Annotated in this window: 28 protein-coding genes; 8 read left to right on the top strand and 20 right to left on the bottom strand. The window is 39.1% G+C overall.

Annotation, left to right across the window (positions count from 1 at the left end):
• Positions 1–2 precede the first annotated feature (2 nt).
• The 4 genes from KIV10_RS02195 to KIV10_RS13865 are packed head-to-tail and all read left to right on the top strand — an operon-like array spanning position 3 to position 2333.
• On the top strand, positions 3–1004 hold the full coding sequence (locus tag KIV10_RS02195; RefSeq protein ID WP_214111846.1) for a succinylglutamate desuccinylase/aspartoacylase family protein: 1002 nt from the start codon (positions 3–5) through the stop codon (positions 1002–1004).
• Between the two features lie 23 nt (positions 1005–1027).
• Positions 1028–1591, top strand: a complete 564-nt coding sequence (locus KIV10_RS02190; RefSeq protein ID WP_214111845.1) for a 5-formyltetrahydrofolate cyclo-ligase — start codon at positions 1028–1030, stop codon at positions 1589–1591.
• Between the two features lie 45 nt (positions 1592–1636).
• Complete coding sequence (locus KIV10_RS02185; RefSeq protein ID WP_246516158.1) at positions 1637–1936, top strand: CD225/dispanin family protein; 300 nt, start codon at positions 1637–1639, stop codon at positions 1934–1936.
• On the top strand, positions 1923–2333 hold the full coding sequence (locus KIV10_RS13865) for a DUF2752 domain-containing protein (RefSeq protein WP_317194695.1): 411 nt from the start codon (positions 1923–1925) through the stop codon (positions 2331–2333). The genes KIV10_RS02185 and KIV10_RS13865 overlap by 14 nt, the downstream gene beginning before the upstream one ends.
• Here KIV10_RS13865 and KIV10_RS02175 read toward each other — a convergent pair.
• The 3 genes from KIV10_RS02175 to KIV10_RS02165 all read right to left on the bottom strand — a co-directional run bounded on the left by KIV10_RS02175 (position 2308) and on the right by KIV10_RS02165 (position 4759).
• Entirely contained in the window at positions 2308–2970 is a 663-nt protein-coding gene (locus KIV10_RS02175; RefSeq protein ID WP_214111844.1) for a lipoprotein signal peptidase, read from the bottom strand. The two genes, KIV10_RS13865 and KIV10_RS02175, sit on opposite strands and share 26 nt — an antisense overlap.
• A 35-nt stretch (positions 2971–3005) precedes the next feature.
• Positions 3006–3632, bottom strand: coding sequence for a DUF4097 family beta strand repeat-containing protein (locus tag KIV10_RS02170; protein WP_214111843.1), 627 nt, complete (start codon positions 3630–3632; stop codon positions 3006–3008).
• Positions 3633–3712: 80 nt separating this feature from the next.
• The gene (locus KIV10_RS02165; protein ID WP_214111842.1) at positions 3713–4759 is read right to left on the bottom strand and encodes an endonuclease/exonuclease/phosphatase family protein; all 1047 of its coding nucleotides are present in this window, start codon (positions 4757–4759) and stop codon (positions 3713–3715) included.
• A 135-nt stretch (positions 4760–4894) separates the two neighbouring features.
• Here KIV10_RS02165 and KIV10_RS02160 point away from each other — a divergent pair, with 135 nt between their 5' ends.
• The 3 genes from KIV10_RS02160 to hflX all read left to right on the top strand — a co-directional run bounded on the left by KIV10_RS02160 (position 4895) and on the right by hflX (position 10510).
• The gene (locus tag KIV10_RS02160) at positions 4895–7666 is read left to right on the top strand and encodes a TonB-dependent receptor (RefSeq protein WP_214111841.1); all 2772 of its coding nucleotides are present in this window, start codon (positions 4895–4897) and stop codon (positions 7664–7666) included.
• A gap of 27 nt (positions 7667–7693) precedes the next feature.
• Complete coding sequence (locus tag KIV10_RS02155) at positions 7694–9058, top strand: DUF5689 domain-containing protein (RefSeq protein ID WP_214111840.1); 1365 nt, start codon at positions 7694–7696, stop codon at positions 9056–9058.
• 237 nt (positions 9059–9295) lie between these two features.
• On the top strand, positions 9296–10510 hold the full coding sequence (gene hflX / locus KIV10_RS02150; protein WP_214111839.1) for a GTPase HflX: 1215 nt from the start codon (positions 9296–9298) through the stop codon (positions 10508–10510).
• A 50-nt stretch (positions 10511–10560) separates the two neighbouring features.
• Here the strand turns inward: hflX and KIV10_RS02145 are convergent, their stop codons facing one another.
• From KIV10_RS02145 to KIV10_RS02065, 17 genes are all read right to left on the bottom strand, one after another.
• A complete protein-coding gene (locus KIV10_RS02145) occupies positions 10561–11481 on the bottom strand; it encodes a DUF3078 domain-containing protein (RefSeq protein WP_214111838.1) in 921 nt (306 codons plus the stop codon).
• Positions 11482–11558: 77 nt separating this feature from the next.
• On the bottom strand, positions 11559–12068 hold the full coding sequence (locus KIV10_RS02140; protein WP_214111837.1) for a DUF2480 family protein: 510 nt from the start codon (positions 12066–12068) through the stop codon (positions 11559–11561).
• 74 nt (positions 12069–12142) lie between these two features.
• Positions 12143–12466 carry an SUF system Fe-S cluster assembly protein gene (locus KIV10_RS02135; protein WP_214111836.1) on the bottom strand — a complete coding sequence of 108 codons (324 nt, stop codon included), beginning with the start codon at positions 12464–12466 and terminating at the stop codon, positions 12143–12145.
• 5 nt (positions 12467–12471) lie between these two features.
• On the bottom strand, positions 12472–12897 hold the full coding sequence (locus tag KIV10_RS02130; RefSeq protein WP_214111835.1) for a SufE family protein: 426 nt from the start codon (positions 12895–12897) through the stop codon (positions 12472–12474).
• A 6-nt stretch (positions 12898–12903) separates the two neighbouring features.
• Complete coding sequence (locus tag KIV10_RS02125; protein WP_214111834.1) at positions 12904–13341, bottom strand: META domain-containing protein; 438 nt, start codon at positions 13339–13341, stop codon at positions 12904–12906.
• An 85-nt stretch (positions 13342–13426) separates the two neighbouring features.
• A complete protein-coding gene (locus tag KIV10_RS02120; RefSeq protein ID WP_214111833.1) occupies positions 13427–14644 on the bottom strand; it encodes an aminotransferase class V-fold PLP-dependent enzyme in 1218 nt (405 codons plus the stop codon).
• Positions 14645–14671: 27 nt separating this feature from the next.
• Positions 14672–14989 carry a type II toxin-antitoxin system RelE/ParE family toxin gene (locus tag KIV10_RS02115; RefSeq protein WP_214111832.1) on the bottom strand — a complete coding sequence of 106 codons (318 nt, stop codon included), beginning with the start codon at positions 14987–14989 and terminating at the stop codon, positions 14672–14674.
• Positions 14980–15225, bottom strand: a complete 246-nt coding sequence (locus tag KIV10_RS02110) for a hypothetical protein (protein WP_214111831.1) — start codon at positions 15223–15225, stop codon at positions 14980–14982. Before KIV10_RS02110 ends, KIV10_RS02115 begins: the two co-directional genes overlap by 10 nt.
• A 55-nt stretch (positions 15226–15280) precedes the next feature.
• The gene (gene sufD / locus KIV10_RS02105; RefSeq protein ID WP_214111830.1) at positions 15281–16594 is read right to left on the bottom strand and encodes a Fe-S cluster assembly protein SufD; all 1314 of its coding nucleotides are present in this window, start codon (positions 16592–16594) and stop codon (positions 15281–15283) included.
• 79 nt (positions 16595–16673) lie between these two features.
• Complete coding sequence (gene sufC / locus KIV10_RS02100) at positions 16674–17423, bottom strand: Fe-S cluster assembly ATPase SufC (RefSeq protein WP_214111829.1); 750 nt, start codon at positions 17421–17423, stop codon at positions 16674–16676.
• A 1-nt stretch (position 17424) separates the two neighbouring features.
• Entirely contained in the window at positions 17425–17820 is a 396-nt protein-coding gene (locus KIV10_RS02095; RefSeq protein WP_214111828.1) for a hypothetical protein, read from the bottom strand.
• A gap of 40 nt (positions 17821–17860) precedes the next feature.
• Positions 17861–19309, bottom strand: coding sequence for a Fe-S cluster assembly protein SufB (sufB, locus tag KIV10_RS02090; RefSeq protein WP_214111826.1), 1449 nt, complete (start codon positions 19307–19309; stop codon positions 17861–17863).
• Between the two features lie 82 nt (positions 19310–19391).
• Complete coding sequence (locus KIV10_RS02085) at positions 19392–19721, bottom strand: HesB/IscA family protein (RefSeq protein WP_214111825.1); 330 nt, start codon at positions 19719–19721, stop codon at positions 19392–19394.
• Between the two features lie 146 nt (positions 19722–19867).
• Positions 19868–20971, bottom strand: a complete 1104-nt coding sequence (locus KIV10_RS02080) for a cytochrome-c peroxidase (RefSeq protein ID WP_214111824.1) — start codon at positions 20969–20971, stop codon at positions 19868–19870.
• Positions 20972–20976: 5 nt separating this feature from the next.
• The gene (locus KIV10_RS02075) at positions 20977–21816 is read right to left on the bottom strand and encodes an MbnP family protein (RefSeq protein WP_214111823.1); all 840 of its coding nucleotides are present in this window, start codon (positions 21814–21816) and stop codon (positions 20977–20979) included.
• 27 nt (positions 21817–21843) lie between these two features.
• Positions 21844–23253 (bottom strand): hypothetical protein, encoded by a 1410-nt coding sequence (locus KIV10_RS02070; RefSeq protein WP_214111822.1) that lies wholly within the window; start codon positions 23251–23253, stop codon positions 21844–21846.
• 18 nt (positions 23254–23271) lie between these two features.
• Positions 23272–24687 carry a choice-of-anchor B family protein gene (locus tag KIV10_RS02065; RefSeq protein ID WP_214111821.1) on the bottom strand — a complete coding sequence of 472 codons (1416 nt, stop codon included), beginning with the start codon at positions 24685–24687 and terminating at the stop codon, positions 23272–23274.
• A gap of 197 nt (positions 24688–24884) precedes the next feature.
• Between KIV10_RS02065 and thiL the strand changes: the two genes are divergently transcribed.
• On the top strand, positions 24885–25940 hold the full coding sequence (gene thiL, locus KIV10_RS02060; protein WP_214112140.1) for a thiamine-phosphate kinase: 1056 nt from the start codon (positions 24885–24887) through the stop codon (positions 25938–25940).
• The last annotated feature ends 10 nt before the right edge of the window (positions 25941–25950 follow it).

The raw sequence follows: 25950 nt of genomic DNA, 5'->3' as shown, positions 1-25950 counted from the left end.
CTATGGCGAAAAAGGAGGAACGGGACATTGTAATATTGAACGAGCACGTTGCCCTCGGGGAAAGCAAGGTTATAGACTTCAGCATCGCGAAGCTTTATACTTCCACCAAAGTTGAAATTCCCATCATTATTGAACGTTCAAAAAATCCCGGACCTACGGTGCTCATTACCGCCGCCCTTCACGGCGATGAAATCAATGGGGTGGAAATTGTTCGGCAATTGATTGCCAAAAAAATAAACAAGCCAAAGCGTGGTACCATTATCTGCATTCCCATTTTAAATGTTTTCGGTTTCTTGAACGGTGAGCGTTCCTTTCCAGATGGGCGGGACTTGAACCGTGTTTTTCCGGGAACAAAAACGGGATCCTTGGCAAGTCGGGTTGCTTTTCATTTCAGCAAAAAAGTCTTACCGCACGCTGATTATTGTTTGGATTTTCACACCGGTGGGGCCAGCAGGTTCAACGCTGCACAAATCAGGGTAAGGCCCGGCGATGAAAAACTGCTTGAGCTTGCAAAGGTTTTCAATGCACCGTTTACGCTTTTTTCAAGCACCATTGAGAAATCCTACAGAAACACATGCGCAAAAATGAATATTCCCATTCTTCTTTTTGAAGGCGGAAAATCCCGTGAAAGCAATAAATATATTGTAAAGGAAGGTGTGGATGGTGTTATGAGATTCTTAAAACATTTGGATATGCTGGGTGTAAGGCATTCTGCGCCAGAACCGCATTCCAAAACCGTTATCATTCAAAAAAGTAAGTGGATTCGTGCATTCCGCAGTGGGCTTTTGCACGTAAAAGTGGAATGCAACAAACACGTTGAAAAAGGGGAGTTTTTGGCAACTATTACAGACCCCTATGGCAAAATGCGCTTTAAGGTTACCGCTCCAAATGAAGGATATATCATCAATATAAATCAGTCACCTATTGTTAATCAAGGCGATGCCATTTTCCATATTTCAACTTTAAATTCTGCCAAAACAGAGGATGGGGAAAGAGAGGATTGATGCAATTCTTATTTCTGAATATTATGGAGAATAAAGAAATGCTTCGTATAAAATATAAAGCGCTTCGGCAATCACTTTCTGAAGATTCCATAGAAAAATGGAGCCTTGAAATTGCCAACAATGCCCTTAAGCTTCCCATTTGGGATAAAACCTATTATCATATTTTCCTTCCCATTATAGATAAAAAAGAAGTGAATACGGAATACCTTTTGCACATTTTACAGGGAAAAGATAAAAGCGTGGTGGTCTCAAAATCTGATTTTTCAACAGGGCATATGAAGCAAATACTGCTACAGGAAAATACAAAAATCGCAGTCTCAAAATATGGAATCCCGGAACCTGTTACTGGCATTGAGGTTTCCTCGGAAAGCCTGGAAGTGATTTTTGTGCCATTGTTGGCATTTGATCATTCCGGTCAACGTGTGGGATATGGAAAGGGATTTTACGATCGTTTTCTTTCCAGTTGTCGTGAAGACTCAATATTTGTCGGTCTTTCCTTCTTTGAAGCTGAAGAAAGAATATTTTCCGAAGTAACGGATGTCCCGCTCCATTTTTGCGTGACGCCAAAAAAAACGTATCAATTTTAAAAATATCAACTTATCTTTAGCCTTGTAACCAACAAAATTTAAATAATGGAAACATTCAACAACCAACAGCCAATGGGCACACCGCCCGATAACCATTTAGTTTGGGCAATACTTTGCACCATATTTTGCTGCCTTCCTTTAGGTATAGTTTCAATTATAAAATCGACCAAAGTAAAGGAGTTGTGGGCGATGGGTGATACCGCAGGAGCCCAAAGAGCTGCTGATGAAGCAAAAAAATGGGCAATATGGGGCGCAGTGGCTGCCGTTATTGTTTGGGTTCTGTATTTTGTGTTATTCTTTTTTATAGGAATTGGCGGCGCGTTGATGGATAGTGGAAACTACTAAAATTTTAAAAATAGCCCTCATTGCCTTTGTTTTTGGGGGCTTTTTAATTGTATATTATTTTTTCAATCCCTCATTTCATTTTTTTCCGTCGTGCCCCATTTATTACACAACAGGATTTTATTGTCCGGGATGCGGTTCGCAACGGGCCGTTCATTTATTGCTTCACGGAAATATTCTGGGCGCACTTCGGTTTAATCCGCTAATGGTTCTCTCTATTCCACTGGTAGTTTATGGATTGGCAATCACGCTCTCCAATTGGATTTTTGGAACGCGGTATAGATTTATGCTTTTTTACAGCAAGCTATTTATTTATGGATATTTCGGGCTGGCAGTTTTGTATTGGGTATTGAGGAATATTCCTGGCTATCCCTTCAATCTTCTCGCTCCACACGGTTGACTTCAGCTTGGTTTTTTTCAGCAATGGTATCCTCCATTTTTTTCTTCGGAAAAGCTTGTTTGTTGAAAACCAAAAGAATACCCACGCCAATGCTTATGGCCGTATCTGCCACATTGAAAACGGGATCAAAAAATGTAAACCACTGGCCACCCCAAAATGGAAGCCATTCCGGAAGATAGCCTTCCCAGAGTGGGAACGAGAGCATATCTACCACTTTTCCGTGGAAGAGCGTACCATAACCACCATCTGGCGGAAACAAGGTGGCAACCTGACGGTAGCTGTCGTTAAAGATAATTCCGTAAAAAACAGAGTCGATAATATTGCCGAGCGCTCCGGAAAAAATAAATGCGATTGAAATAATCAGTACCCTGGGCATGTGTTTTCTCACAGAATCCCAGAGCCAATAGCCAATTCCCGCAATGGCAACAATTCTAAAAAGCGTAAGGGCAAGCTTGCCGTACTGTCCTGGGATTTTTGCGCCCCAAGCCATACCTTCATTTTCAACAAACAAAATGCGGAACCAATTAAAAACAGGCACTTCCTCGCCTAACATAAAATTTGTTTTTATGTAGATTTTTGATATCTGGTCAATCAAAAGAATCAATATAATGATGACTGTAGCTTTTTTCAGGCTCATAACGGGTTTCAATAGCGATGGCAAAAATAGCAATATTATTCGGTTATCAACAGCATAATACTGCCGTTGATACTTTCAGCTTTTATGTGGAATTTTCTCTTTTTCGGAAGTTGGTTTTGCACTGAGCCATTTTTTGAAATCGCTTCCGCGGAAACTCCTTCTTTGGCGTATACAGTAATGTCTCCGGATTTGGTCTGCAACTTGGCATTTCCCTTGAAATTTTGAAGGACGCAATTGCCTTCTTCCAGTCCCATTTCAATTATTTCGAAATTGCCAACTGTAAAAACCGATGCTTTTTTTGAGTTTATTTTTATTGTAAAATTTTCAGGAATGTGAATCTGTAATGAAACCGAAAGTATTTTATGTGCCGCGAGTTTATCGTCCTCGGCTTCAAAAAATGGCATAAACGCAGCCGAAATAAAAAGTTTGGAACCTTCAAAAATTTCTTGGATTACCACATTTTCCTCGTTTTCACCGGAAACCCTTGCTTCAATGATTATATTTTTCAGTTTTGTTGATAGAACCTTTATTTCAGAAATAAAATCATCGTTGATTATTACCGTATTTATTCCTTCCGAAGAAATTTCTTTTTGAAAGATTTTTTGGGCCGAAGTATACTGCAGCGAGAACAAGCATATTATATAGAGAAATTTTATACTCATAAATAGGTTTCAAGATATTTATTTTCAATAAAAAAACCCCGCATGGATGCAGGGTTTTAATTTGGTTTTAATTTTTGAAATTATTTTTCTTTAATAAGATAGATGTAAACTGGAAAATGGTCACTGTAGCCACCGGTGTACCCGCTAACAAAACTTCGGAAAGGGTAGCCTTTATACTGCCCGCGCGGCGTTTCCAGATAACTTTTATTGAAAATTCCGGCCTTGTAAAAGCTGTACGTTGAAAAATCCTTTTTGGCAAGTTCGCTGGAAATGATAATTTGGTCAAAAAGATTCCATCCATCGCGGTAGGCTAGCGTTCCCATACCACGCTTGAACATATTCTCCATGGGATTGTACAATTCCTTCATTTTTAAATCCTCGCGCTCATTTTTGGTCTTAAGCACATCCTTTACGCTTGGGCTTATGGGATCATCGTTGAGGTCTCCCATGGTAATGATTTTTGCGTAGGGATCTTCACTGTAAAGCGAATCGATAATTTGCTTATTGAGTTCGGCGGCTTTAATTCTTTTAGGTCTGCTGCGTTCCTCGCCTCCGCTTCGAGAAGGCCAATGGTTAACGATTACGTGTATTTTTTCACCATCCAGCATTCCGCTTACCAATAATTGATCGCGGGTGTAAACGCGTTTGCTTCGGTCTTCGTCATCATAAATCATTAACTCGTACGATTTTGAATTTGTAGGAGTAAAAAGACCTTTTTGGTATAAAAGTGCCACGTCAATCCCGCGCCTGTCTGGACTGTCATAATGCACGATGCCGTAATCTTTATTCACCAGAGGCTTTTCATTTAATAAATCCTCGAGGACGCGGCGGTTTTCAATTTCGCAAACGCCAATGATGGCTGGGGAATTTCCGGTAACATCTTCCCCGATTTCTGATATTACCTTGGCCATATTGGCCAATTTTGCCTCGTAAATTTCCTTGGTCCAGTGATCTTTACCTTCTGGAGTGCGGTCATCATCAAAAATAAGTGGGTCATCTTCGTAATCAAATAAGTTTTCAACGTTGTAAAATGCAACGGTATTTACTTTATATGTTTTTTCTTTTTGTGCGAAAACCGTTGAAAAGGCCAGTAAGTAGACGGACAAAGAGTAATAGAATAGCTTCATTTTAATCTTCAATATTAAGTTTTAGTAAAGTTTTAGCAATAGCGAGGCCAAAAGTAGGAATTTGAACGAAAAAATGTAGTTTTGCAGCCGATTTATAACAATTATTTAATCACAAAAAAAAGAAAACCATTTAGAATGAAACAATTCATTTTTAGTTTTTGCACTGTATTATTGCTTTCGGCATCTGCCTTTGCGCAGAATGCAGTTGTAAAAGGACGGGTGATAGATGACAACTCCAGTGAACCTGTTCCGGATGTGGAGATTTCTATCCAAGAAAGTATTTACACCACCAAGACCAATGCAGAAGGTCTGTTCTCTTTCACACAAACGGACCTACCGCAGGGCGAGCAGGTCTTGGAAATTTCAAAAGTGGGCTACGTTACCTTAACGATTCCCGTGACCATCCAAAACAATGTTCCCGTAAATTTGGATCCTATTCTATTACAGGTGGATGTACAGGCACTTGAGGCACAAATAGGTACTATAAGTCTTTCAGACAACGAGCTTAATGAGGATGAGGGTACATCCTTTAGTGTATCTGGATTGCTTCAGGCATCACGTGATGTATTTCTGAATGCCGCGGCTTTTGATTTTAGTGCAACATTTTTTAGACCACGAGGCTACGATTCTGAAAATGGATCTGTACTTATAAATGGTGTAAGGATGAACAAAATCTACGACGGAAGACCACAATGGGCAGACTGGGGTGGAATTAACGATGTGCAGCGCAACCAAGAGTTTACAATGAGTACCCAAGCGAACGAATATACCTTTGGGGATTTGGGCGGAACAACCAACATGATTATGCGCGCATCGCAATATCGTAAAGGTGGCCGTGTAAGTTATGCTACTTCAAACCGAAGCTACCAAGGTCGCGTAATGGGATCATACAGTAGTGGATTGATGCAAAACGGCTGGGCGTATACGGTCTTGGCTGCGAGAAGATTTGGTAAAGAAGGTTTTTATGATGGAACGCTTTACGACTCCAATTCATTCTTTGCTTCGATTGAAAAGAAATTAAACGAAAATCATAGCTTAAACTTTACAGGAATTTACACGCCAAACCGAAGAGGAAAATCTGCGCCAAATACCCAGGAAGTTATTGACTTAAAAGGTGTGGAATACAATCCATATTGGGGCATGCAGGATGGCGAAATTCGAAACTCACGCATTAAAGAAGTAAAGGAGCCTATTGTAATGCTTAACCACTATTGGGATATTTCTGAAAATTCAAGATTGAATACAAATGTGGCGTATCAATTTGGATCTATCGGTAACAGCCGTTTGGGATTTGACAATGCGCCCAATCCGGACCCAACGTACTATCAGTACCTTCCAAGTTTTTATTTAGGTAACCCGGACGGACCAGATTTTGAAGGTGCCTTCAGAGCAAATAGAGCCTTCACCAGAGATGGCCAAATAGATTGGAATGATATTTATGAAACCAACATTTTCTTCGGTGGAACCTCAAGATATTATTTATACGAAGATAGAAACGATGACAACCAATTGATGGCAAACACCAATTTTACTTCAAAATTGACAGACCACGTCTCCATCAACGCCGCGCTTAACTACAGGAAATTGAACAGCGACAACTTTGCTAGTATGATTGACCTTTTGGGCGGAAATGGTTACTTGGATATAGACACATTCAATTTTGGTATTGCACAGCAAAACAATCTTGATGAGCCAAACAGAATTGTGGGAGAAGATGATAAATTTAGATATAACTACGAAATTGATGCTTCGGTATACTCTGGTTTTGCACAGGCTCAATTCACTTATAACAAAGTTGATTTCTATTTGTCTGGAAATGTTGGAAAGACCGAATATCAAAGAAACGGACTATACCGCAACGGAAGTTTCCCGGACAATTCTTTTGGGAAGAGTGAAAAATTGAATTTCACAACCTATGGTGCTAAAGGGGGTGCTACCTATAAACTTTCCGGCAGAAACTTTTTTGATGCTAATGCTGCCTACTTTACAGATGCGCCCACAGTGCGAAATTCATTTTCAAATTCAAGACAGAATAATGATGTTGTGGACGGACTTACCGAAGAGAAATCTATGCACTTTGATGCAAGCTACATCTACCGCTCTACTTTCCTCAAGGGTAGATTGACAGGTTTTTATACCAAACAGGAAGACGCAACAGAAATTGCTTTTTATTATGCAGATGGAATTTCATCCACAAATAGAAACGTTTCCAACGCGTTTGTGCAGGAAGTTCTTTCTGGAATTGATAAAAGATTTTTAGGTGCTGAATTAGGATTGGAAGCTCAAGTAACAACCACTGTTAAGTTGAAAGCTGCAGGATCGTACGGTCAATATACCTATGCAAATAATCCAAATCTATATTTAACTTCAGATGATGTTATCTCTGATGGCGCAAACCCTAACCGTTTGGATGTGGGTACGGCATTTTTGAAGGATTACAAGATTTCAGGAGGTCCACAGCAAGCGTATCAACTTGGGTTTGAGTACCGCGATCCGGATTTTTGGTGGTTTGGTGCCACAACCAATTACTTTTCAAACGCGTATATAGATGTAGCGCCTATAACCAGAACCCAGAATTTATATTTGGATTCAGATCAACAGCCATTTAGTGAGTATGATCCAGCTGTGGCAAGGGAATTGCTTAGACAGGAGAAATTTGACGATTACATTCTTGTAAACGTGGTGGGCGGTAAGTCTTGGAAAATTGATGATTATTATGTTGGATTTTTTGCAACCATCAATAACGTTTTCGACAAAGTTTACAAAACTGGAGGATTTGAGCAGGGCAGAGTAGCAAATTATCGCGAACTTGTTGAAGATACTTCAAAAGAGACCAGAGTTTTTGGTCCCAAATATTTTTATGGCTATGGAGCCACCTATTACCTAAATTTATACGTTAGATTTTAATAAAAAAGAAAGAAAAATAGAGTACACATGAAAAATTTAAAAAAATTGAAATTCCTAAGTTTCCTATTTATTGTAGGAATGATACTTACATCTTGCGTACAGGATGATGATTTTAGAACACCAGAAATTACGAGTGTTGAACCGGATATTGAGCCTAATTTTACCATCGCATTATTAAAAAGTACATACGATGGCTTTGAGCCAGTAGAATTGGGAGCAGATTCTGACATTCCTCTTTTCATTGAAGCGTATGTTGTTTCTAGCGATGAGTCTGGAAATTTCTTTAAGACTTTAATTATACAGGATGCGCCTGAAAATCCAACAGCAGGTATCGCAATTTCTACGGAGGCAGTAGATCTTTACACTAAATATGAGCCGGGAAGAAAAATCTATTTTCGAGTTGATGGTCTTTATACCGGAGAATTTGCAGGTCTTCCCACAATTGGAACACGGAGTGGTGACGAAATAGGCCGTATAAGTGTTGAGGATTTCGAAAACAGAATTTTCCGTTCCCTTGAATCTGAAACGCTAGTGCCTACCGTTATTCCAATTTCGCAAGCATTAAGTGATGCACGTTTGAGCACCTTGGTTCAGTTTGAAAACGTTCAATTTTTGAGCGAATTCAATGGAGATACGTATGCTAACTGTGATAGCACTTTCAGTGAAAACAGAGTTATCGAGGATTGTGAAAACAATTCAATAGTGGTAAGAAATAGCGGTTTTGCAGATTTCAGATGCGTTGCATTGCCTACAGGAAATGGAACGTTGACCGCCATTACCAGCGTTTTCAATGGCACATACCAATTATTCATTAGAGATGTTGAGGATGTTGACTTAACGGGGGATAGATGTGCAATAGACCCCATTGAAGTAGGTGTGGTAGAATTACCATTTATGGAGAATTTTGAAGGACAATCTGCTGGGACTGGAGCCGCTGTAAATATTGAATTCTGGACCAACGTTAATGTGAACGGTGGTGCAAGAATTTGGGAAGTACGTGAGTTCAGCTCAAATAAATATGCACAGACCTCTGCATTCAATTCTGATGAAAACCCATACGAAGCTTGGTTGATCACTCCAGGTCTTAACCTCCAGAATCAAACCTCTGCAACATTGAATTTTGATACAAAAGATGGTTTCTACAATGGCGATGCCTTGACGGTTTCTGTTTCTACGGATTACAATGGTGATATTACCAATGCTACTTGGACAGACCTTAACGCAACAATTGCCCAAGGAAGTACAAGCGGCTATCCAGAAAACTTTACCAATTCTGGAAATATTGATCTTAGCGCATACGCTGGTCAAGTAGTGTATATCAGGTTTAAGTATGTAGGCTCAGACTCTGGCGTTACAACTACCTATCAAGTAGATAATATTTCGGTACAATAAAAAGCAGACTACATTTTATAATAAAAAACCGCTTCATTTTTGAAGCGGTTTTTTGTTTATGTATGCATGGTATCTAAAATTTCTTATAATCGAAAAGATTTGCATTATAAAGATTTAAAAGTCTAAACATCTAATGATTTGTATGCTATTTTAAAATAAAAAAAAATGATAGATATTTTGCTTGGAGAGGTTTGTATATTTACTTTAATGAAATAATAAAAAATTTTAAACAAATATATGCTGGAGAAAAATGATATTTCTTACGAAAAAACCATTCTGATTGGTTTAATAACCCAATATCAAGACGAAGAAAAATCCCAAGAATATTTAGACGAACTTGAATTTTTAGCCTACACCGCCGGAGGAGAAGTATTAAAACGCTTCACCCAAAAAATGGAGGTGCCAAACCCCAAAACATTTATAGGAACGGGTAAACTGGAGGAAGTAAAAAATTTTGTTGATGAAAATGATATAGGTGTAGCCATTTTTGATGACGAACTATCGCCTGCACAGCAAAAAAACATTGAAAGAATTCTTCAGTGCAAGATAATAGATAGAACCAATTTAATTCTAGACATTTTCGCGCAGCGCGCCCAGACCAGTTATGCGCGCACGCAGGTTGAGCTTGCCCAATATCAATATTTATTGCCACGACTGGCTGGTATGTGGACGCACTTGGAGCGCCAGCGTGGGGGTATAGGGATGCGTGGTCCCGGTGAAACGGAGATTGAAACCGATAGACGTATTGTACGGGACCGAATAGCTTTGCTTAAAGACAAACTGAAAAAAATTGACCGGCAAATGGAAGTCCAGCGTGGCAATCGCGGCGCATTGGTTCGGGTGGCGTTGGTAGGGTATACAAATGTGGGCAAATCTACCTTGATGAACGTAATCAGCAAAAGTGATGTTTTTGCCGAAAATAAATTATTCGCAACCTTGGACACTACCGTTCGGAAAGTTGTGATTGGCAATCTCCCTTTTCTGCTCACAGATACTGTTGGTTTTATCCGAAAATTGCCCACCCAACTAGTGGAATCTTTTAAAAGTACGCTCGACGAAGTACGAGAGGCAGATTTGTTGCTTCACGTGGTTGATATTTCCCACGAATCCTTTGAGCACCATATTGATTCCGTGAATAAAATTCTAGAGGAAATAGACAGCGCCGATAAGCCTACAATTATGGTCTTTAATAAAATTGATGCATACGAACCTGAAAAAATCGATGCTGATGATTTAATGACCGAAAAAACCAAAGCTCACTACACACTGGAAGAATGGAAGCAAACTTGGATGGCAAAATTGAACGGTGACGCCATTTTTATCTCAGCATTGAACAAAGAAAATTTCAGCGAATTCAGAAAATTGGTGTATGAAAAAGTGAAGGAAATCCACACCACACGATTCCCCTATAATAATTTTCTTTACGATGAATATACGGATGAAGAGATTTAAGTAAATAGATTATTGAAAATAACTAGTTGTTAAGAAATTTTCTAAACTTTTTAAAACGCATACGTAAGCCCTAAGCCAAGCGCCTCCCTAATTTGGAAACCCTTTACGGCATTATCGTCATAAATGGCTTGAAATGTTACGTTTGAAGAAATATAGTCATTTACTTTCAGTACAACATTTAAGGTGTAGTCCACATCAACATTTTGTGGGTCTTCGAGATAATTTGAATATAAATTCAGAATATTTTCAGCTGAAATATTCTCCATCAATTTAAATTTAGCATACGCAGAAATGGATGCACCAAACTCAAACCTGCTGGTTTCATTGGCATCAACACCAAAATATTTATCTTCATTATAAGCTTCCAAAGCGCCATCAACCGTTGTGTCTACAGCTGTAAAATCACTATTCACGAATATGAATCTGGCCGTTGCTGGGGCTATGTTTACCTTCAGATTGTCATTTTTCTTCCAAAGGATACCGGGGCCAAATTGCAAATAGCCGGGAGACATAAAGCGGGTAATTTCCGTACGGGTTTCATTGCCATCTGCATCCTCACCAAATTCATAACCCGGAGCAAATTGCGTTTTGAAATTGACAAAAAAGGAGTAATACCAATTGGTGTCATTGATTTGTTGACCCAAAATTGAATTCAATTCCAAACGGTCGTTTGTTTTTTTGGAGAATTCCTCGTCCCTATTTTTGGTGATACCGTAATCAGCCAAAATCCTGTTGTCCCAAGTCAATTTGTCTTTTCGATAGTTAAAATCATATGTTAAGGTAAGGTTTCCCGCATAATTTGAAGTACCCCCACCGGTCCATTCTGCGTTGAATGCTGCCTGATTGAAGAGAAGCGAAATATTTCCAGCCGTTTTCCAGCCATTTACAATACTATCATTTTCAGTAGCGTCCTGTGCCGAAGCTATATATGTGGAAAATAATAAAACGGATAGAAATACAAATTTTTTCATTTTTTTGAAATTATAAATTTTTGGCAAAAGTACTGGTTTCGTCTTTTAATGAAAAAATTTGTACTCTTAAATTAACCTTATAATTTTCTCTTGAAGAGTGGCACCGAAGAGCAAGCCTCGCCATACATAATGCTTTTGGCAAAAGGTTGGAGTTTTTGGGCGGCCATGACATACGCATTATTTGGAACAGGTTTGTGGGAACAACCTTTAATGATAATCGGTTTTCCTTCGTATTGTGAAAAATCGATTTTTTGAAGAATTTCAGCAAAAAGAATACTTTCCATTTCTTCTAAAGTTCCCACGGAAATTTTTTTAGCGTAAGGCGATAAATGCAGTGAAAGCAACATGTAGGCCCACCCGGGCACTATAGCATCGGTACTGCAGTGGAGTGCAACGTATTTATTTTGATATTGTTCCCAATTGTGTGCATTTGCCTTTTCGCGAAAATCACTTTCGCGCAGCACAATACCTTCCATCAACCAGCCAGAAATATCAAACGCAACGCGTTCGCCATTGGGATAATAGCTTTCAAGATCAAAAGTTATCAATTTACTGTTGGCTACACGATTTATAATTTCTTCAGACACTTTTTAAAAGTTATTTGGTAATAAGATTATTGATTTGTTTTTCTGAAAAATCTTGCTGAATGCAGAAAACTTTTTTACAGCATTCCCAACTCCAGTTTCGCTTCCTCGCTCATTAATTCTTGGCTCCACGGTGGGTCGAACGTTATTTCTACTTCAGCATCTTTTACCATTTCAAGAGTTTTTACTTTGTCCTCCACTTCCAGCGGTAGCGTTTCTGCAACTGGGCAGTTGGGCGTGGTAAGAGTCATCAAAATTTTTACTTCGCGGTCCTCGTTTACAAATACATCGTAAATAAGTCCCAATTCGTAAATGTCTACGGGAATTTCGGGATCATAAATGGTTTTTAGAACAGTTACGATTTTTTCCCCGAGTTCGGTCATATCTATTTCTTCCTTCATTTTATTCAACTATTTAATTGACTTTGGTAAGCCACTGCATAAAGCTTCATTTGTTTGATCATTGATACCAAACCATTTGCGCGGGTAGGGGAAAGATGTTCCTTGAGCCCTATTTCATCTATAAAGGCAGTATTTGCATTTATAATATCCTGCGGTTTTTGATTTGAAAATGCACGGATCAAAATGGCTATAATTCCTTTTGTGATAATGGCATCGCTGTCTGCGGTAAAATGTACTTTGCCATTATTCATTTCAGAATTGAGCCACACCTTGCTTTGGCATCCTTTTATTAATTTGTCTTCAGTTTTCAGGTTTTCATCAATAAGCGGAAGGGTTTTACCCAAACTTATCATATATTCATAACGTTCCACCCAATCATCGAACATCGCGAATTCGCTTATTAATTCTTCCTGTATTTCTTCAATCTTCATTATCAATTATCCGTTTGTATTCTTTGTTGCGGTCAACAAAACACTTCTATCTGTTTTCGAATAAAACATAAGCGTATTGTTTTCGATGGAATAAGAGCCCGTTTCCTTTAAAGCATCCAGAAAGTTACGTTCCATCTGCATTAATTTTTTGTCGGTACAAGCTTTTTCACTTACAGCCAAATCAGCAAAATCTATTGCGTAAAGATCCAATGTGTAATTGCCAAAAACCGAATTACAGCCCGTTGTTCCGCGTAGCGATTTGTCCAGAGCGGAAAATGTAAGCGTGGGAGCGGTGGCGCCAACGGCATTGCCTTTAATGGTTGAAACCGTGTACGTCCCTGATAGTTGAACGCTTCCGGCAACATCTATTACTCTTTTGGTTTCGTCACAGCTTGTAAAAATGAGCGCAATAATAAGTGTTGAAATGGTAGCTAGTGTTTTCATAATTTGTGTTTTTAATAGTTTTAAAGAAAGAGTTAGTTTAAAAAAAATTTCAGACTAATTTCCGTTATCTATAATATAACACGCATCAACTTAACATCATTTTAGCTTTTTTTACGGCATTAACCAATATATCTACTTCTTCAATGGTATTGTAAAAAGCAAATGAAGCTCTCACGGTCCCGGGAATTTTGTAAAAATCCATAATGGGCTGAGCGCAGTGGTGGCCCGTTCTTACGGCAATGCCCATTTTATCTACAATAGTGCCGATGTCATATGGGTGGATTCCTTCAATATTAAATGAAACTACTGAGGTTTTGTCCGGTCCCGTTCCATAGATTTTTAATCCTTCAATTTTAAGCAATTCGCTTGTGGCGTATGCCAGTAATTCATTTTCGTGTTTTTCAATATTTTGAAAGCCAACTTCATTAAGATAGTCAATAGCTGCGCCAAATGCAATGCCTCCACAGATATTGGGAGTGCCGGCTTCAAATTTATGTGGAAGCCCGGCATACGTTGTTTTTTCGAAAGTGACTTCCGCAATCATTTCACCCCCACCTTGGTAGGGCGGAAGTTTGTTACCCCATTTTTCTTTCATATAAAGAATGCCAACCCCTGTGGGACCGCACATTTTATGGGCTGAGGTTACATAAAAATCAACGTCCAGCGCCTGCAAATCCGGTTTTATATGGGAGCAGGACTGCGCGCCATCTATAAGAACGGCAGCATCAACTTCGTGTGCTTTCTCGATGATTTTTTTTATGGGATTGATGGTGCCCAACGCATTTGAAATATGGTTCACAAATACCAATTTAGTTTTTTCGGAAAGCATTTTTTCATATTCTGAAAAAACCAAGATTCCCTGCTCGCTCATAGGTATTACGTTCAAAATGGCGCCTGTGCGCTCGCAAAGCATTTGCCACGGGACTATATTTGAATGATGCTCCATAGCCGAAACTATTATTTCATCACCTTCTTTTAAAAATTCTGAAAAACCTTGCGCTACTAAATTGATTCCATGGGTTGTGCCGGAGGTGAAAATTATTTCAAATGGATTTTTTGCATTGAAATGTTTTTGAATTTTCTGCCTTGATATTTCATACGCATCCGTTGCCTCCTGCGAAAGTGTATGCACCCCACGATGAATATTTGCATTGTAATTGCTGTAATAGTCTACAATGCAATCAATCACCTGCTGCGGTTTTTGCGAAGTTGCGGCATTGTCCAGATACACGAGTGGATAGCCGTTCACTTTTCGTTTTAGGATTGGAAAATCTTTACGGATTTTTTGGATGTTGAAGGGCATTTTAAAATTTAATCAATTGGTAAATAATTATTTTATTTCTCTTATTTTAAAAGGATTCTGCCTTGTATCGAAAATATGGGAAATATCGACTCTGTCTTTAGCGGAATTTATCCAATAAATTATTTTATAGTGCTTGAAAATTAAATATCTGAATTGGTTGGGAAAATCATAAAGCAGTTCTTCCTTTTGACCTATGGTTGGATTTAATTCTAATCCTTCAGTGTGATCGATAATTTCGTTTATCAATTTTTGGGCAACATTTCTTCCAGCCCTCGCCTTATAATATTCAAAAATTTCTGCGAGTTTTTCTTTTGCAAATTTGGTCCAAAAAACGGTTAGCGCCATTTTTTTATTTCTTCTTTGAGATCTTTTGCGCTAATTACTCTATTATTTTCGGAATCTTCCAAGGAGCGTTCAATTTGGTCATTAAATTCCTCAACGGTCATAGGTATGAACTCATTATTTTCCGAATAGAATCTACTCTCTTTCATCAAAATTTTCTCCAATTTGGCAATCACTTCTTCGCTCTGGATTTTTAAAAACTCCTTTACAAATTCTATTTTTCTAGCCTCTAAATTCATATTTATTGTATTTAATCAAAGAAATTAAAAGCACCAATAATTTGAAGCAAAAAACTTAAAGCTCAAAACCTAAGCTAACCCCAATTTTATTGGCAATCAATTTATTTATTCGCACTTTCAATTCAGGAATTTTTACGCTTTCAATAACCGTATTGGCGAATGCGTACATCAACAAAGCGCGTGCTTCCTTCAATCCAATTCCGCGACTGCGCAGGTAAAATAAGGCGTCCTCGTCAAACTGACCAATGGTACAGCCGTGCGAACATTTAACGTCATCCGCAAAAATTTCCAGTTGCGGTTTTGCATTTATCGTTGCTTTATCGTCAATTAATATGTTATTGTTCTGCTGAAATGCATCCGTTTTCTGGGCATCTTTTTCAACAATGATTTTTCCGTTGAAGACCCCGGTAGAATTTTCGGCGAAAATGCCTTTGTAATCTTGGTGGCTCTCACAATTTGGCGCAATGTGGTGTACCAAAGTATTATGATCTACGTGCTGCTTATTTTCCAAAATAGTGATTCCCTTTAAGGTAGAATCGCAACGCTCCCCTTTTTGAAAATAATTGAGGTTGTTTCGTACCATATTTCCGCCGAAGGCAAACGTATGTACGCGACAAACGCTTTCCCTCTCCTGTGAAATATACGTATTGTCAATTAACGAAGCAGTTTCAGCGTCATTCTGGATTTTATAATAATCCATATAGGCGCGTTTTTCGGCAAAAATCTCGGTAACGGAATTTGTTAAAACTTCATTTTCCGAAAGACTTTGATGGCGCTCAATAATCTGGACGTGCGCATTTTCACTCACAACAATTAAATTACGTGGCTGCAAAAACATGGCAGCCTCATTTCCCGTAGAAAAATTGATTATTTCAATGGGTTTTTCCACTTCCTTGTGCGCGGGGATGTTAATGTAGGCACCTTCTTTTGTAAAAGCTGTATTTAGGGAAGTCAAACTATCGTCCTTCGCTATTTTATTGAAATAGGCCTCAATCACTGGTTTGTATTTGCTTTTATTCAATGCCGAAGACAGCAAGCAAACATCCAGTGTATCGTGCGTAGTTTCTGATAAAAATGAATTATAGACGCCATCCACGAAAACGATTTTGTATGTGTCAATTTCGTGAAGGAAATATTTACGGACGTTTTTAAGCTCTACATTTTTTTCCTTATTTGAAAAAATATTATAGTCCTTTTTCAGAAGCGAATTAAGAGAGGTGTATTTCCAGGCCTCATCTTTCTTAGTAGGAAAACCTTTAGTCTCAAAATTCTTGATTGCCTCATTCCGAAGATCGTGCAATGGGGAATCCGCTTCCAGATAATCCTCGAAGGCAATGTATGATGATAATAATTTATCTTTAAAGCTCATTTCTTTTAATTCAGAATTCAAAACTCAGAATTCAGGATTCAAACTTAACTTGAATCGTGAACTCTTAACTTCAAATTAATTATACCAATTCCTCCTTAATCCAGTCGTAGCCTTTTTCTTCCAGCTCGTAAGCCAATTCCTTGGTGCCGGATTTCACAATTCTTCCATTCATTAAAACATGGACAAAATCTGGGACGATGTAATCTAAAAGTCGTTGATAGTGTGTAATTACAATTACAGCATTGTCTTTACTTTTCAATTTGTTTACGCCATTTGCCACAATTTTTAGCGCATCAATATCCAATCCCGAGTCGGTTTCATCAAGAATGGCAAGTTTTGGCTCCATCATCGCCATTTGGAAAATTTCATTTCGTTTTTTCTCGCCGCCAGAAAAACCTTCGTTTAGGGAACGCGACAAAAACTTACGGTCAATTTCCAAAAGGTCTGCCTTTTCCTTTATCATTTTCAGCATATCTGAAGCTGGCATATCTTTCTCACCTTTGGATTTTCGGGTTTCATTAATAGCCGTTTTTATAAAATTGGTAACCGAAACACCGGGAATTTCCACCGGATATTGAAAGGATAGGAAAATGCCCTTGTGGGCTCTTTCCTCTGGATCCAATTCTGTAATGTCTTCATTTTCAAAGGTGATTTCTCCTTTTGTCATTTCAAACTCCTCTTTGCCAGCAATAACCGATGCCAAAGTACTTTTACCGGATCCGTTGGGGCCCATAATTGCGTGCACTTCGCCTGGTTTTACCTCGAGATTGATTCCCTGCAATATTTTTTTGCCTTCTAATCCGGCTTGTAAGTCTTTTATTTTTAACATTTTAATTCTTTTTTTCTTCAATTTTTACGTCTGGTTGTGAAGGTGTATTGCTCACACTTACTATTTCACTAATGGTGATTACTTCTTCCCATTGACTTTCGTTTGAGTTGTTTTTTGATACTACGCCCTTTACGGAGACGCCAACCATATCATACGGATCGTTTTTTACGGCGTCCACTCTTTTTGCTAGCTCCTCGGCTTTTGAATTGCGCGAGACCCCGTAAATGAAATTTTTTCCCATTAAAACGCTGGCATCATCGGAATAGATGAATTCGCCTTGATAGGTTTTCAAATTATCTGAATTTTCAACTATTTCTGCATCCGCATTTTTTTCTTCTGAATTTTTACAGGAAAAAATTGCCATCGAAATCAAAAAAAGCAAAAGGATTTTTTTCATTTGAAAAGAAATTTTATTTGATTTAAGTATTCTTAAGAAATTAACCAACAGAGCCCTCGAGACTTATTTCCAAAAGTTTTTGGGCTTCAACGGCAAATTCCATAGGGAGTTTATTTAAGACTTCCTTGCTGAAACCATTAACAATGAGTGCGATTGCTTTTTCGGTATCGATCCCACGCTGGTTGCAATAAAAAATTTGATCTTCACCAATCTTACTGGTGGTAGCCTCGTGTTCTACCTTTGCGGTCTTGTTTTTTGCCTCAATGTATGGAAATGTATGTGCTCCACAATTGTTGCCCATTAGCAGTGAATCGCACTGCGAAAAGTTACGTGCATTTTCTGCTCGGGGGCTTATCTGGACCAATCCGCGGTAGCTATTTTGTGATTTTCCCGCTGAAATACCTTTGCTAATAATCGTGCTTCGGGTATTTTTCCCCAAATGTATCATCTTCGTGCCGGTGTCTGCCTGCTGAAAATTATTGGTCACAGCAATGGAGTAAAATTCCCCGATGGAATTGTCACCCTTGAGTACGCAACTAGGATACTTCCACGTTACCGCGCTTCCGGTCTCCACCTGCGTCCAAGAAATCTTCGCGTTTTTTTCACAAAGACCTCGCTTGGTCACAAAATTATAAACTCCACCTTTTCCTTCTTTATTGCCTGGAAACCAGTTTTGTACGGTTGAGTATTTTATTTCTGCATTATCAAGCGCAATTAATTCTACTACTGCGGCGTGCAATTGATTTTCATCACGGCTTGGTGCGGTGCAGCCTTCAAGATAGCTTACATAGCTGCCTTCATCGGCAATAACCAGGGTTCGTTCAAATTGTCCAGTACCCGCTTGGTTTATTCTGAAATATGTGGAAAGCTCCATAGGGCAGCGCACCCCTTTTGGAATATAGCAGAAAGAACCATCACTAAAAACGGCACTATTTAGCGCGGCATAGAAATTATCTCGCTGCGGGACTACGGTTCCCAAATATTTTTTAACCAATTCGGGATGGTTTTTTATTGCTTCAGAAATGGAACAGAAAATAATTCCCTTTTTGGCAAGTGTGTCTTTAAAAGTTGTTGCCACGGAAACGGAATCCATAACGATATCTACAGCAACTCCAGCCAGTTTCTTTTGTTCCTCAAGTGAAATCCCAAGTTTTTTGAAGGTTTCCAACAGCTCTGGATCAACTTCATCAATGCTGTTGTATTTCGGTTTTTTATTGGGCGCACTGTAGTATGAAATATTTTGGAAATCAGGTTTTTCGTAATGAACATTTGCCCACTCCGGCTCTACCATTTCCTTCCAATATCGAAATGATTCCAGGCGCCATTCCGTCATCCATTCGGGCTCTTCCTTTTTAAGGGAAATGGCTCGAACTATCTCTTCGTTAAGACCAACGGGAAAGGTTTCAGATTCAATATCTGTATAGAAACCATATTCGTATTCTTTATTTTCGAGTTCTTTTTTTAAATCGTCTTCTGTAAACTTCGCCATTCTTAAAATTTATACCATTCCTCTAATATTCGCAGTCAATAAAACTGTTATCTCTTTACTGCGCAAAAAAGATTCTACTTTTTTAAAGTGAAAAACTTTCACCACAACCACAGGTGCGGTTAGCGTTGGGGTTGTTGAAAACAAAGCCTTTACCATTGAGCCCGCCGCTATATTCCAGGGTTGTCCCAACCAAATAAAGAAAGCTTTTTTTATCTACTGCAATTTTTACGGGATTGTCCTCAAAAAGTTTATCGTTTTCTCCAGATTGGTGGTCAAACTTCAGTTCATAGCTAAGGCCTGAACAGCCACCGCTTTTTACGCCAACGCGCACAAAATCATTAGCAACATCAAAACCTTCCTCAGACATAAGATGCGCAATTTTTGATTTTGCTGAATCACTAACTTTAATCATAAGTATTCAAATAATAATTATCTGCAAAGGTACGGCAAATAGCACGGCAAACCATAGCGTAAAAATATTTTAAGCGAATGGCGCCATAGTTTTAGCCAATCTTTAACAAACCATCGGAATTTTTGAAAATAGTTAAAATTTGGTAGTTAATTGGGATTCTGAAAATCTGGATTGTTTACAAAAGCCGGCTCTGAAAGACTAAGAAGAAAAGCCTTGAGATCTGCCTTGTCAGACTCGGTCAATTGTACACCACCCTGCGCGATTGCTTTCATTAAAGGATCAATGGTTGGCGAATAAACAAGGCCTTCACTGTAATGGTTTATAACTTCGTCGAGCGTTTCAAACCTGCCGTCGTGCATGTAGGGTGCGGTGTAGGCAAGATTTCGAAGTGATGGTGACTTAAAAAGCCCATCATCGCGAGGATCGCCGGTAATATTTCCCAATCCTTTGTCCGTAATTATTTCATCCAGCCCGTTATTATGAAAAATATTGTCAGTCCAAAGGGGGCTAAATTCATTTCCGTGGCAATGGAAACAGTCGCCGCGCGCTTCATCCATAAATATTTCGAAACCGTTAATTTCTTGTTCCGTAAGCGTTCCTTCTCCCAGCAAATATTTATCAAAAGGTGAATTTCCAGAAATAAGTGTTCTTTCAAATTGGGCAATGGCTTTTGCGACCAATTCCTTCGTAACTGTTTCCGTTCCAAAAGCTTGTTCAAAAAGTTCTGGGTAAGCGGCATCGCTTTGAAGGCTCGCCACAGCATTTGGCCAAGTATTGTGCATTTCAATGGGATTGGTAACCGGCTCTAGCGCTTGGGTTTCCAAATCACCGGCACGACCATCCCAGAAAAATTTTGCATTGGTATTCCAAGCCAGATTGTAGATGGGCATCACATTTCTGAAACCAACAATTCCATCTATTCCCTCGCTGAATTGTTGAAGATCAGTAAACGCATTTTGGGGTTGATGGCAGGTAGCGCAAGATTGTGTGCCATCTCCAGAAAGCATTGGGTCGAAAAATAATTTTCTGCCCAAAGCAACCCCCTCCACTGTCTGAGGATTATCCTCAGGGATATTGGGCTGCGGAAGATATTGTTGAAATATGGCAGGAACGTTCAAAGGTTTGGGGGTGGGCACATAGCCTTCCTCCATCACTTCGCCACCTGGATCTTCGGAAGAACAAGATGAGCATATCGCAAAGGCAAAGGCCAAAACGAAATAGTATATGTTTCCCCGTAAACGTTCCTGCATATAATTTATTGATTTATTTCCCCAATGCTAAATACGCTCGCACCATTTTCGTGCATAAGAATTTGCGCGTCATAATTCATCATTAAATCCACGTTGTATTGGTTTAAATCCCACATATTTGGGTTTTTGTACCATTCTGAAATATCCATTCGTATTTCGATAGTAGTATCGTCAGTAACGGTAAAATTTCTCTGGAAATCGAATTCCAAATGATTATTTACAAAGTTATCCATACTTAATCTTGCCCGTCCATTGTGATACGCATAGGGCTGAGGCATGCCATTTTCATCATTATAACTTCCTTCCATTTGCATAAAGTGATAACCTCCGCCCAACATCGCTGGCCAGTTCCAAGACGCATCATTTAAATCTGGATAATTTCCGCTAATGTTGTCTTCTTCATTAAAACCATATACAAAGGAAATACCCGTATAATCCCCTGTTGGGATTTGCTGAGTTGGTGCCAAGCTTAGCGAGCTGTCCATTGCAAGATCTACCAATTGGTAATTTTCAATTGTAATCGTGGTATCACTTTTATGAAGCTGAATTTTTGAAATTAGGTATCGAAGTTTGGATAATGTCAACGTAGTACCCATTTCATTTTCGTAGGTAGTTGAATTGAAATCAATCTTTGTCACCGGTCTGTCTTCGCCTCCCCAATTTTGGGTGAAATTGAAAGTTACATTCTTTAAATAGCTGCAAGAGCCATCATCTGTATTTGCCTCAGGGTTAAAATTAATGGAATCTGGATCCATACAGCCCAAAATCTCTGCTGAGGAATCATCATCACTATTACAACCAATTGCAAATACTGCAAACATCACTAATAAGCCTATTTTTTTCATGAATTTTAAAAAAGTATTAAGTTGAATTTATTTTAGTTTTACGAATAAAAAATCTTTAAGGCCGCGATTTTGGGGAATGTCAAAATCATTGCTTTCGGTGTTGCCAACGGCTACTAATTTTTGATCAGATGTTTCAAGTACTTCTGAAAGGAAGTCTAATCCAGATCCGCCTATAATTTCATTACTTTTTAAATTTCCATTGCTGTCTATCACAAAAAGCCAGGCATCATTGCCTCCGTAATTTTTTGAAAGATCGCCATCTTCACTTCTGCTATTTCCTGTAAGGGCCAAATCGCCATTTGATAACTGATAAATACTATGTGCAGTTTCAAATTGTGTTCCTCCAAAGGATTTTTGCCAAATCATATTCCCGCCATCGCTGAATTTCACTGCCCAAGCATCCGCATTGCCACGGGCAGAGGTTACATCCTGATTGTTGCTGCGGCTGTCGCCCACCATAATATAATTGCCATCAAGAGTTTTGGTCAATCCATAACTGTTGTCAATTTCGGAACCTCCGTAGGATTTTGTCCAAAGAAGATCGCCGTTTGCGCTAAGCCTCACGGCCCAATAATCGTAGCTGCCTTTGGGGTCAGTCTTGTCAAAATCAGTACTTTCTGAAGTACCCGTCATTAAAAATCCGCCATCTGCCGTTTGCAATGCATCGTAACTTCTGTCGTTATTGCTTCCGCCAAAATACCTTCGCCATAAGGTTTCGCCTTCAGCATTCAATCGAATTCCCCAATATTCACCAACACCGTGATTGGCTCCTCTTTGAAGGTCATTACCTGCACCGCCACTTGCCGAAACGTCAAAAAAGCCAGTGATAAAATATCCGCCGTCTGCAGTTTCGAAAGCTTTGAATGCTTGGTCGCTACCGGAAAATCCGAAGTTTTTTGTCCAAACTTTATTTCCTTCTGAAGAAACCTTAACTATCCAATAATCCTGAAATCCGAAATTGCTATCTACATCACCATCATTGCTGGTGGTAAAACCGCTTAAAAGAAAACCACCGTCACTTGTTTTTGTAATTCGCGCAGCGTTATCGTTATCGGTGCCGCCAAAGGTTTTGCTCCAAATGATATTGCCTGTGCTGGAAATTTTCAAAAGCCAAAAATCATTATCTGGGGTAGATTTATCTACAATATCACCATCGGTACTCATTGTGTTTCCCAAAATAACGAAGCTACCGTCTGTGGTCTGCACAAATGAAACGGCTTCGTCTGTGCCGCTTCCACCATAGGTTTTTACAAAATCAATTCCGCTTACGGGCTCCGGAATGGTGTCCGTAGGAATGGTGTCGTTTGGGATGGTATCCGAGTTGCCTTGGGGATTCTCATCTGGCGTGATGGAATCATCCTTTGAGCAGGCAAAGAGAAACAAGACAAATAGAGCGAAATAAATTGATTTTAAAAAGAAAGTGTTGTGCTTCAACATTAATGGGAAAATCTAATATTATTTAATCAACAGTCTTTTGGTCGTAACGCCATTGATCTTCATTACATACATGCCTGAAGAAAAAGCGGATACATCAATTTTTTCTATCAAATTTTCAGAAAAATTCTGACTGAAAATGCGCTGGCCAAGTAAATTGAATAGTTCAACTTGTGTAACCGGGGTATTTTTAGAGGCTATATTCACTGTATGGTTTGCGGGATTCGGGTATATTGAAAATTCAGCAATTGCATTGTCTTCCGTACTTAAATCTTCGGATGCCTTCACTACAAAAAAGCCACGGTCTATATCACTAATAACCACGTTGCCGCTAGCAAAATATGGATATACGCTCCAAGCTCCGTTATAACTAGTGCCATTATTGTCAGGGTATGTATCAAAAAATTTGGTTTCAGTCATATTTCCATTGGCTAAATCGGTAATATCAAGAATTCGCAATCCAGCTCTATAGCTTGATAGAAAAAATTCATCGCCAAGAACATATCCGTTATGGTCTATAGATTCATTGTCAGCTTCATAATAGAACGCAACTTGCGGGTTGTCAAGATCCAACAAATCAAATATGATGGTACGCGTATTAAAACCTGAGGCTTCTTCGTCAATTTCATCTCCTAAAATAAAATAGCGTTGATCTTCTGTAAGCCAGCCTTGATGCGTATAAGCTGTATTCGCATAAAATCCACGTGAAATGGCTTGAGGATTATTTTTATCAGTAACATCAACAATGGATACAAAATCCTCATTGCTTCCCAATAATATTTCCCTTCCGGTATAGTCAGTATCAGGTCCATTATAAATTACTACCTGCGCATCGTGACAATAGAAATCATTGGTAAAATCTCCGGCAAAGGTTGGATTGGTGGGGTTTTGAATATTAATAAATATGGGTCCTCCGCCGTTGGTAGAACTTGCTCCCACGGCATAGGCAAAACCCGTTTCCTCATTTATTACAATGTTGTGGCAGTTACCGATGCCATTATAATGAGCATCTTCCGTAAAAGTAGCCGGTGGATTTGGTACATTTCTCAATCTTGTAAGATCAAAAACCTGCATTCCGTGACCGGAAGCCTCGCTAACGATGAATGCGTGATCGTTATACACCTTTATATCGCGCCAAATACTTGGATCAGTATGGGTAGGTAATTTTCCAAGATAAATGGGGTTGATGGGATCTGTAATATCAATAAAGGCTGTTCCGTTATCAAGGCCCATAATTCCATATTCCTTGCCGTCCTGCGGATCTGTCCAGCCCCAAGAATCGTTACCAGCAAAGGCATTCATAGTTGTTAGGGAAATTCTGGATTGAAGATCCATTCCACTACAAGGGTAGGCTCCTGCCATTCCATTAACGCAGGGAGTTTGGGCAATTGTAATATAAGAAAGTAATAAGAGGGAATAGGGTAGTAATTTTTTCATAATAGTATAAAATGTTAAGAAGGGCTTAAAAGTACTTATATTAAGGGCAAATTAGCAAATGAGAAAGGTTAAAAGTTAATGGGCTATAATTGAGTGGACTCAGCAATAAAACTCACAGACCTTCAACATATTGTGATATTTATTATTTTTAATAGAAAGTGAAGCCGTATTTTTGCGGAAATTTCAAAAAAGACAGCATGTTTGAAAATAAGGACGATTCCAAAACCGGCATTTCCCAACTCGGCGAATTTGGTCTCATAGATCATCTCACCAAAAATTTCAAAATTAAGCAGAAATCCACTATTATGGGGATTGGCGATGATGCTGCCGTAATTTCCGCGGAAGCGAAAAAAGAAATTGTAGTTACCACAGATTTGCTTTTGGAAGGCATCCATTTTGATCTTAGCTATATGCCGCTAAAACATTTAGGTTATAAAGCCGTGGTTGTAAATCTTTCAGACGTGTTTGCTATGAATGCTCAACCTTCCCAAATTACTGTCTCCGTTGCGGTTTCAAATAGATTTCCGTTAGAAGCTATGGAAGAATTATACGCCGGAATAGAAGCCGCCGCAAAAATATATAATGTTGATGTTGTGGGTGGCGACACTACTTCGTCAACCACGGGATTGCTATTAAGTATTACCGCAATAGGGCAGGCCGCGAAAGAAAAAATTGTGTACCGAAACGGCGCAAAGGAAAACCACTTGCTCGTTGTTACCGGAGATCTGGGAGCAGCCTATATGGGACTTCAGGTTTTGGAACGCGAAAAGGAAGTTTTTAAGGTAAATCCAAATTCGCAGCCAGATTTGGAACCATATTCCTATTTGGTTGAAAGGCAATTAAAACCTGAAGCACGCCAAGATATACCGAAATTATTGGCAGAACTTGACGTTTTGCCCAGTGCCATGATTGATATTAGCGACGGTCTTTCTTCGGAAATAATTCACATTTGTAAAAGCTCAAAAGTGGGCTGTAATGTATATGAGGATAAAATCCCGCTGGACCCGCAGGTGATTTCTGTTTGTGAGGAATTCAATATTGATAGTACCACCATTGCGCTCAGTGGAGGCGAGGATTACGAACTTCTATTCACAATTAAAACGGAAGATTTCCCGAAAATAAAATCAAACCCGCATTTAACAATTATAGGGCATATGACTGCCGAAAGCGAGGGGATTCATCTTATAAGTAGGGCAAATACCAAAATTCCGCTCGTTGCGCGTGGCTGGAATGCGCTTAAAAACGAAGAATAATGTATTCTGA

This window comes from Aequorivita echinoideorum (assembly GCF_018476645.1).
Taxonomy (GTDB): Bacteria; Bacteroidota; Bacteroidia; order Flavobacteriales; family Flavobacteriaceae; genus Aequorivita; species Aequorivita echinoideorum.
The sequence above is the reverse complement of the archived record's forward strand: the minus strand, read 5'-3'. Positions and strand labels throughout refer to the sequence as shown.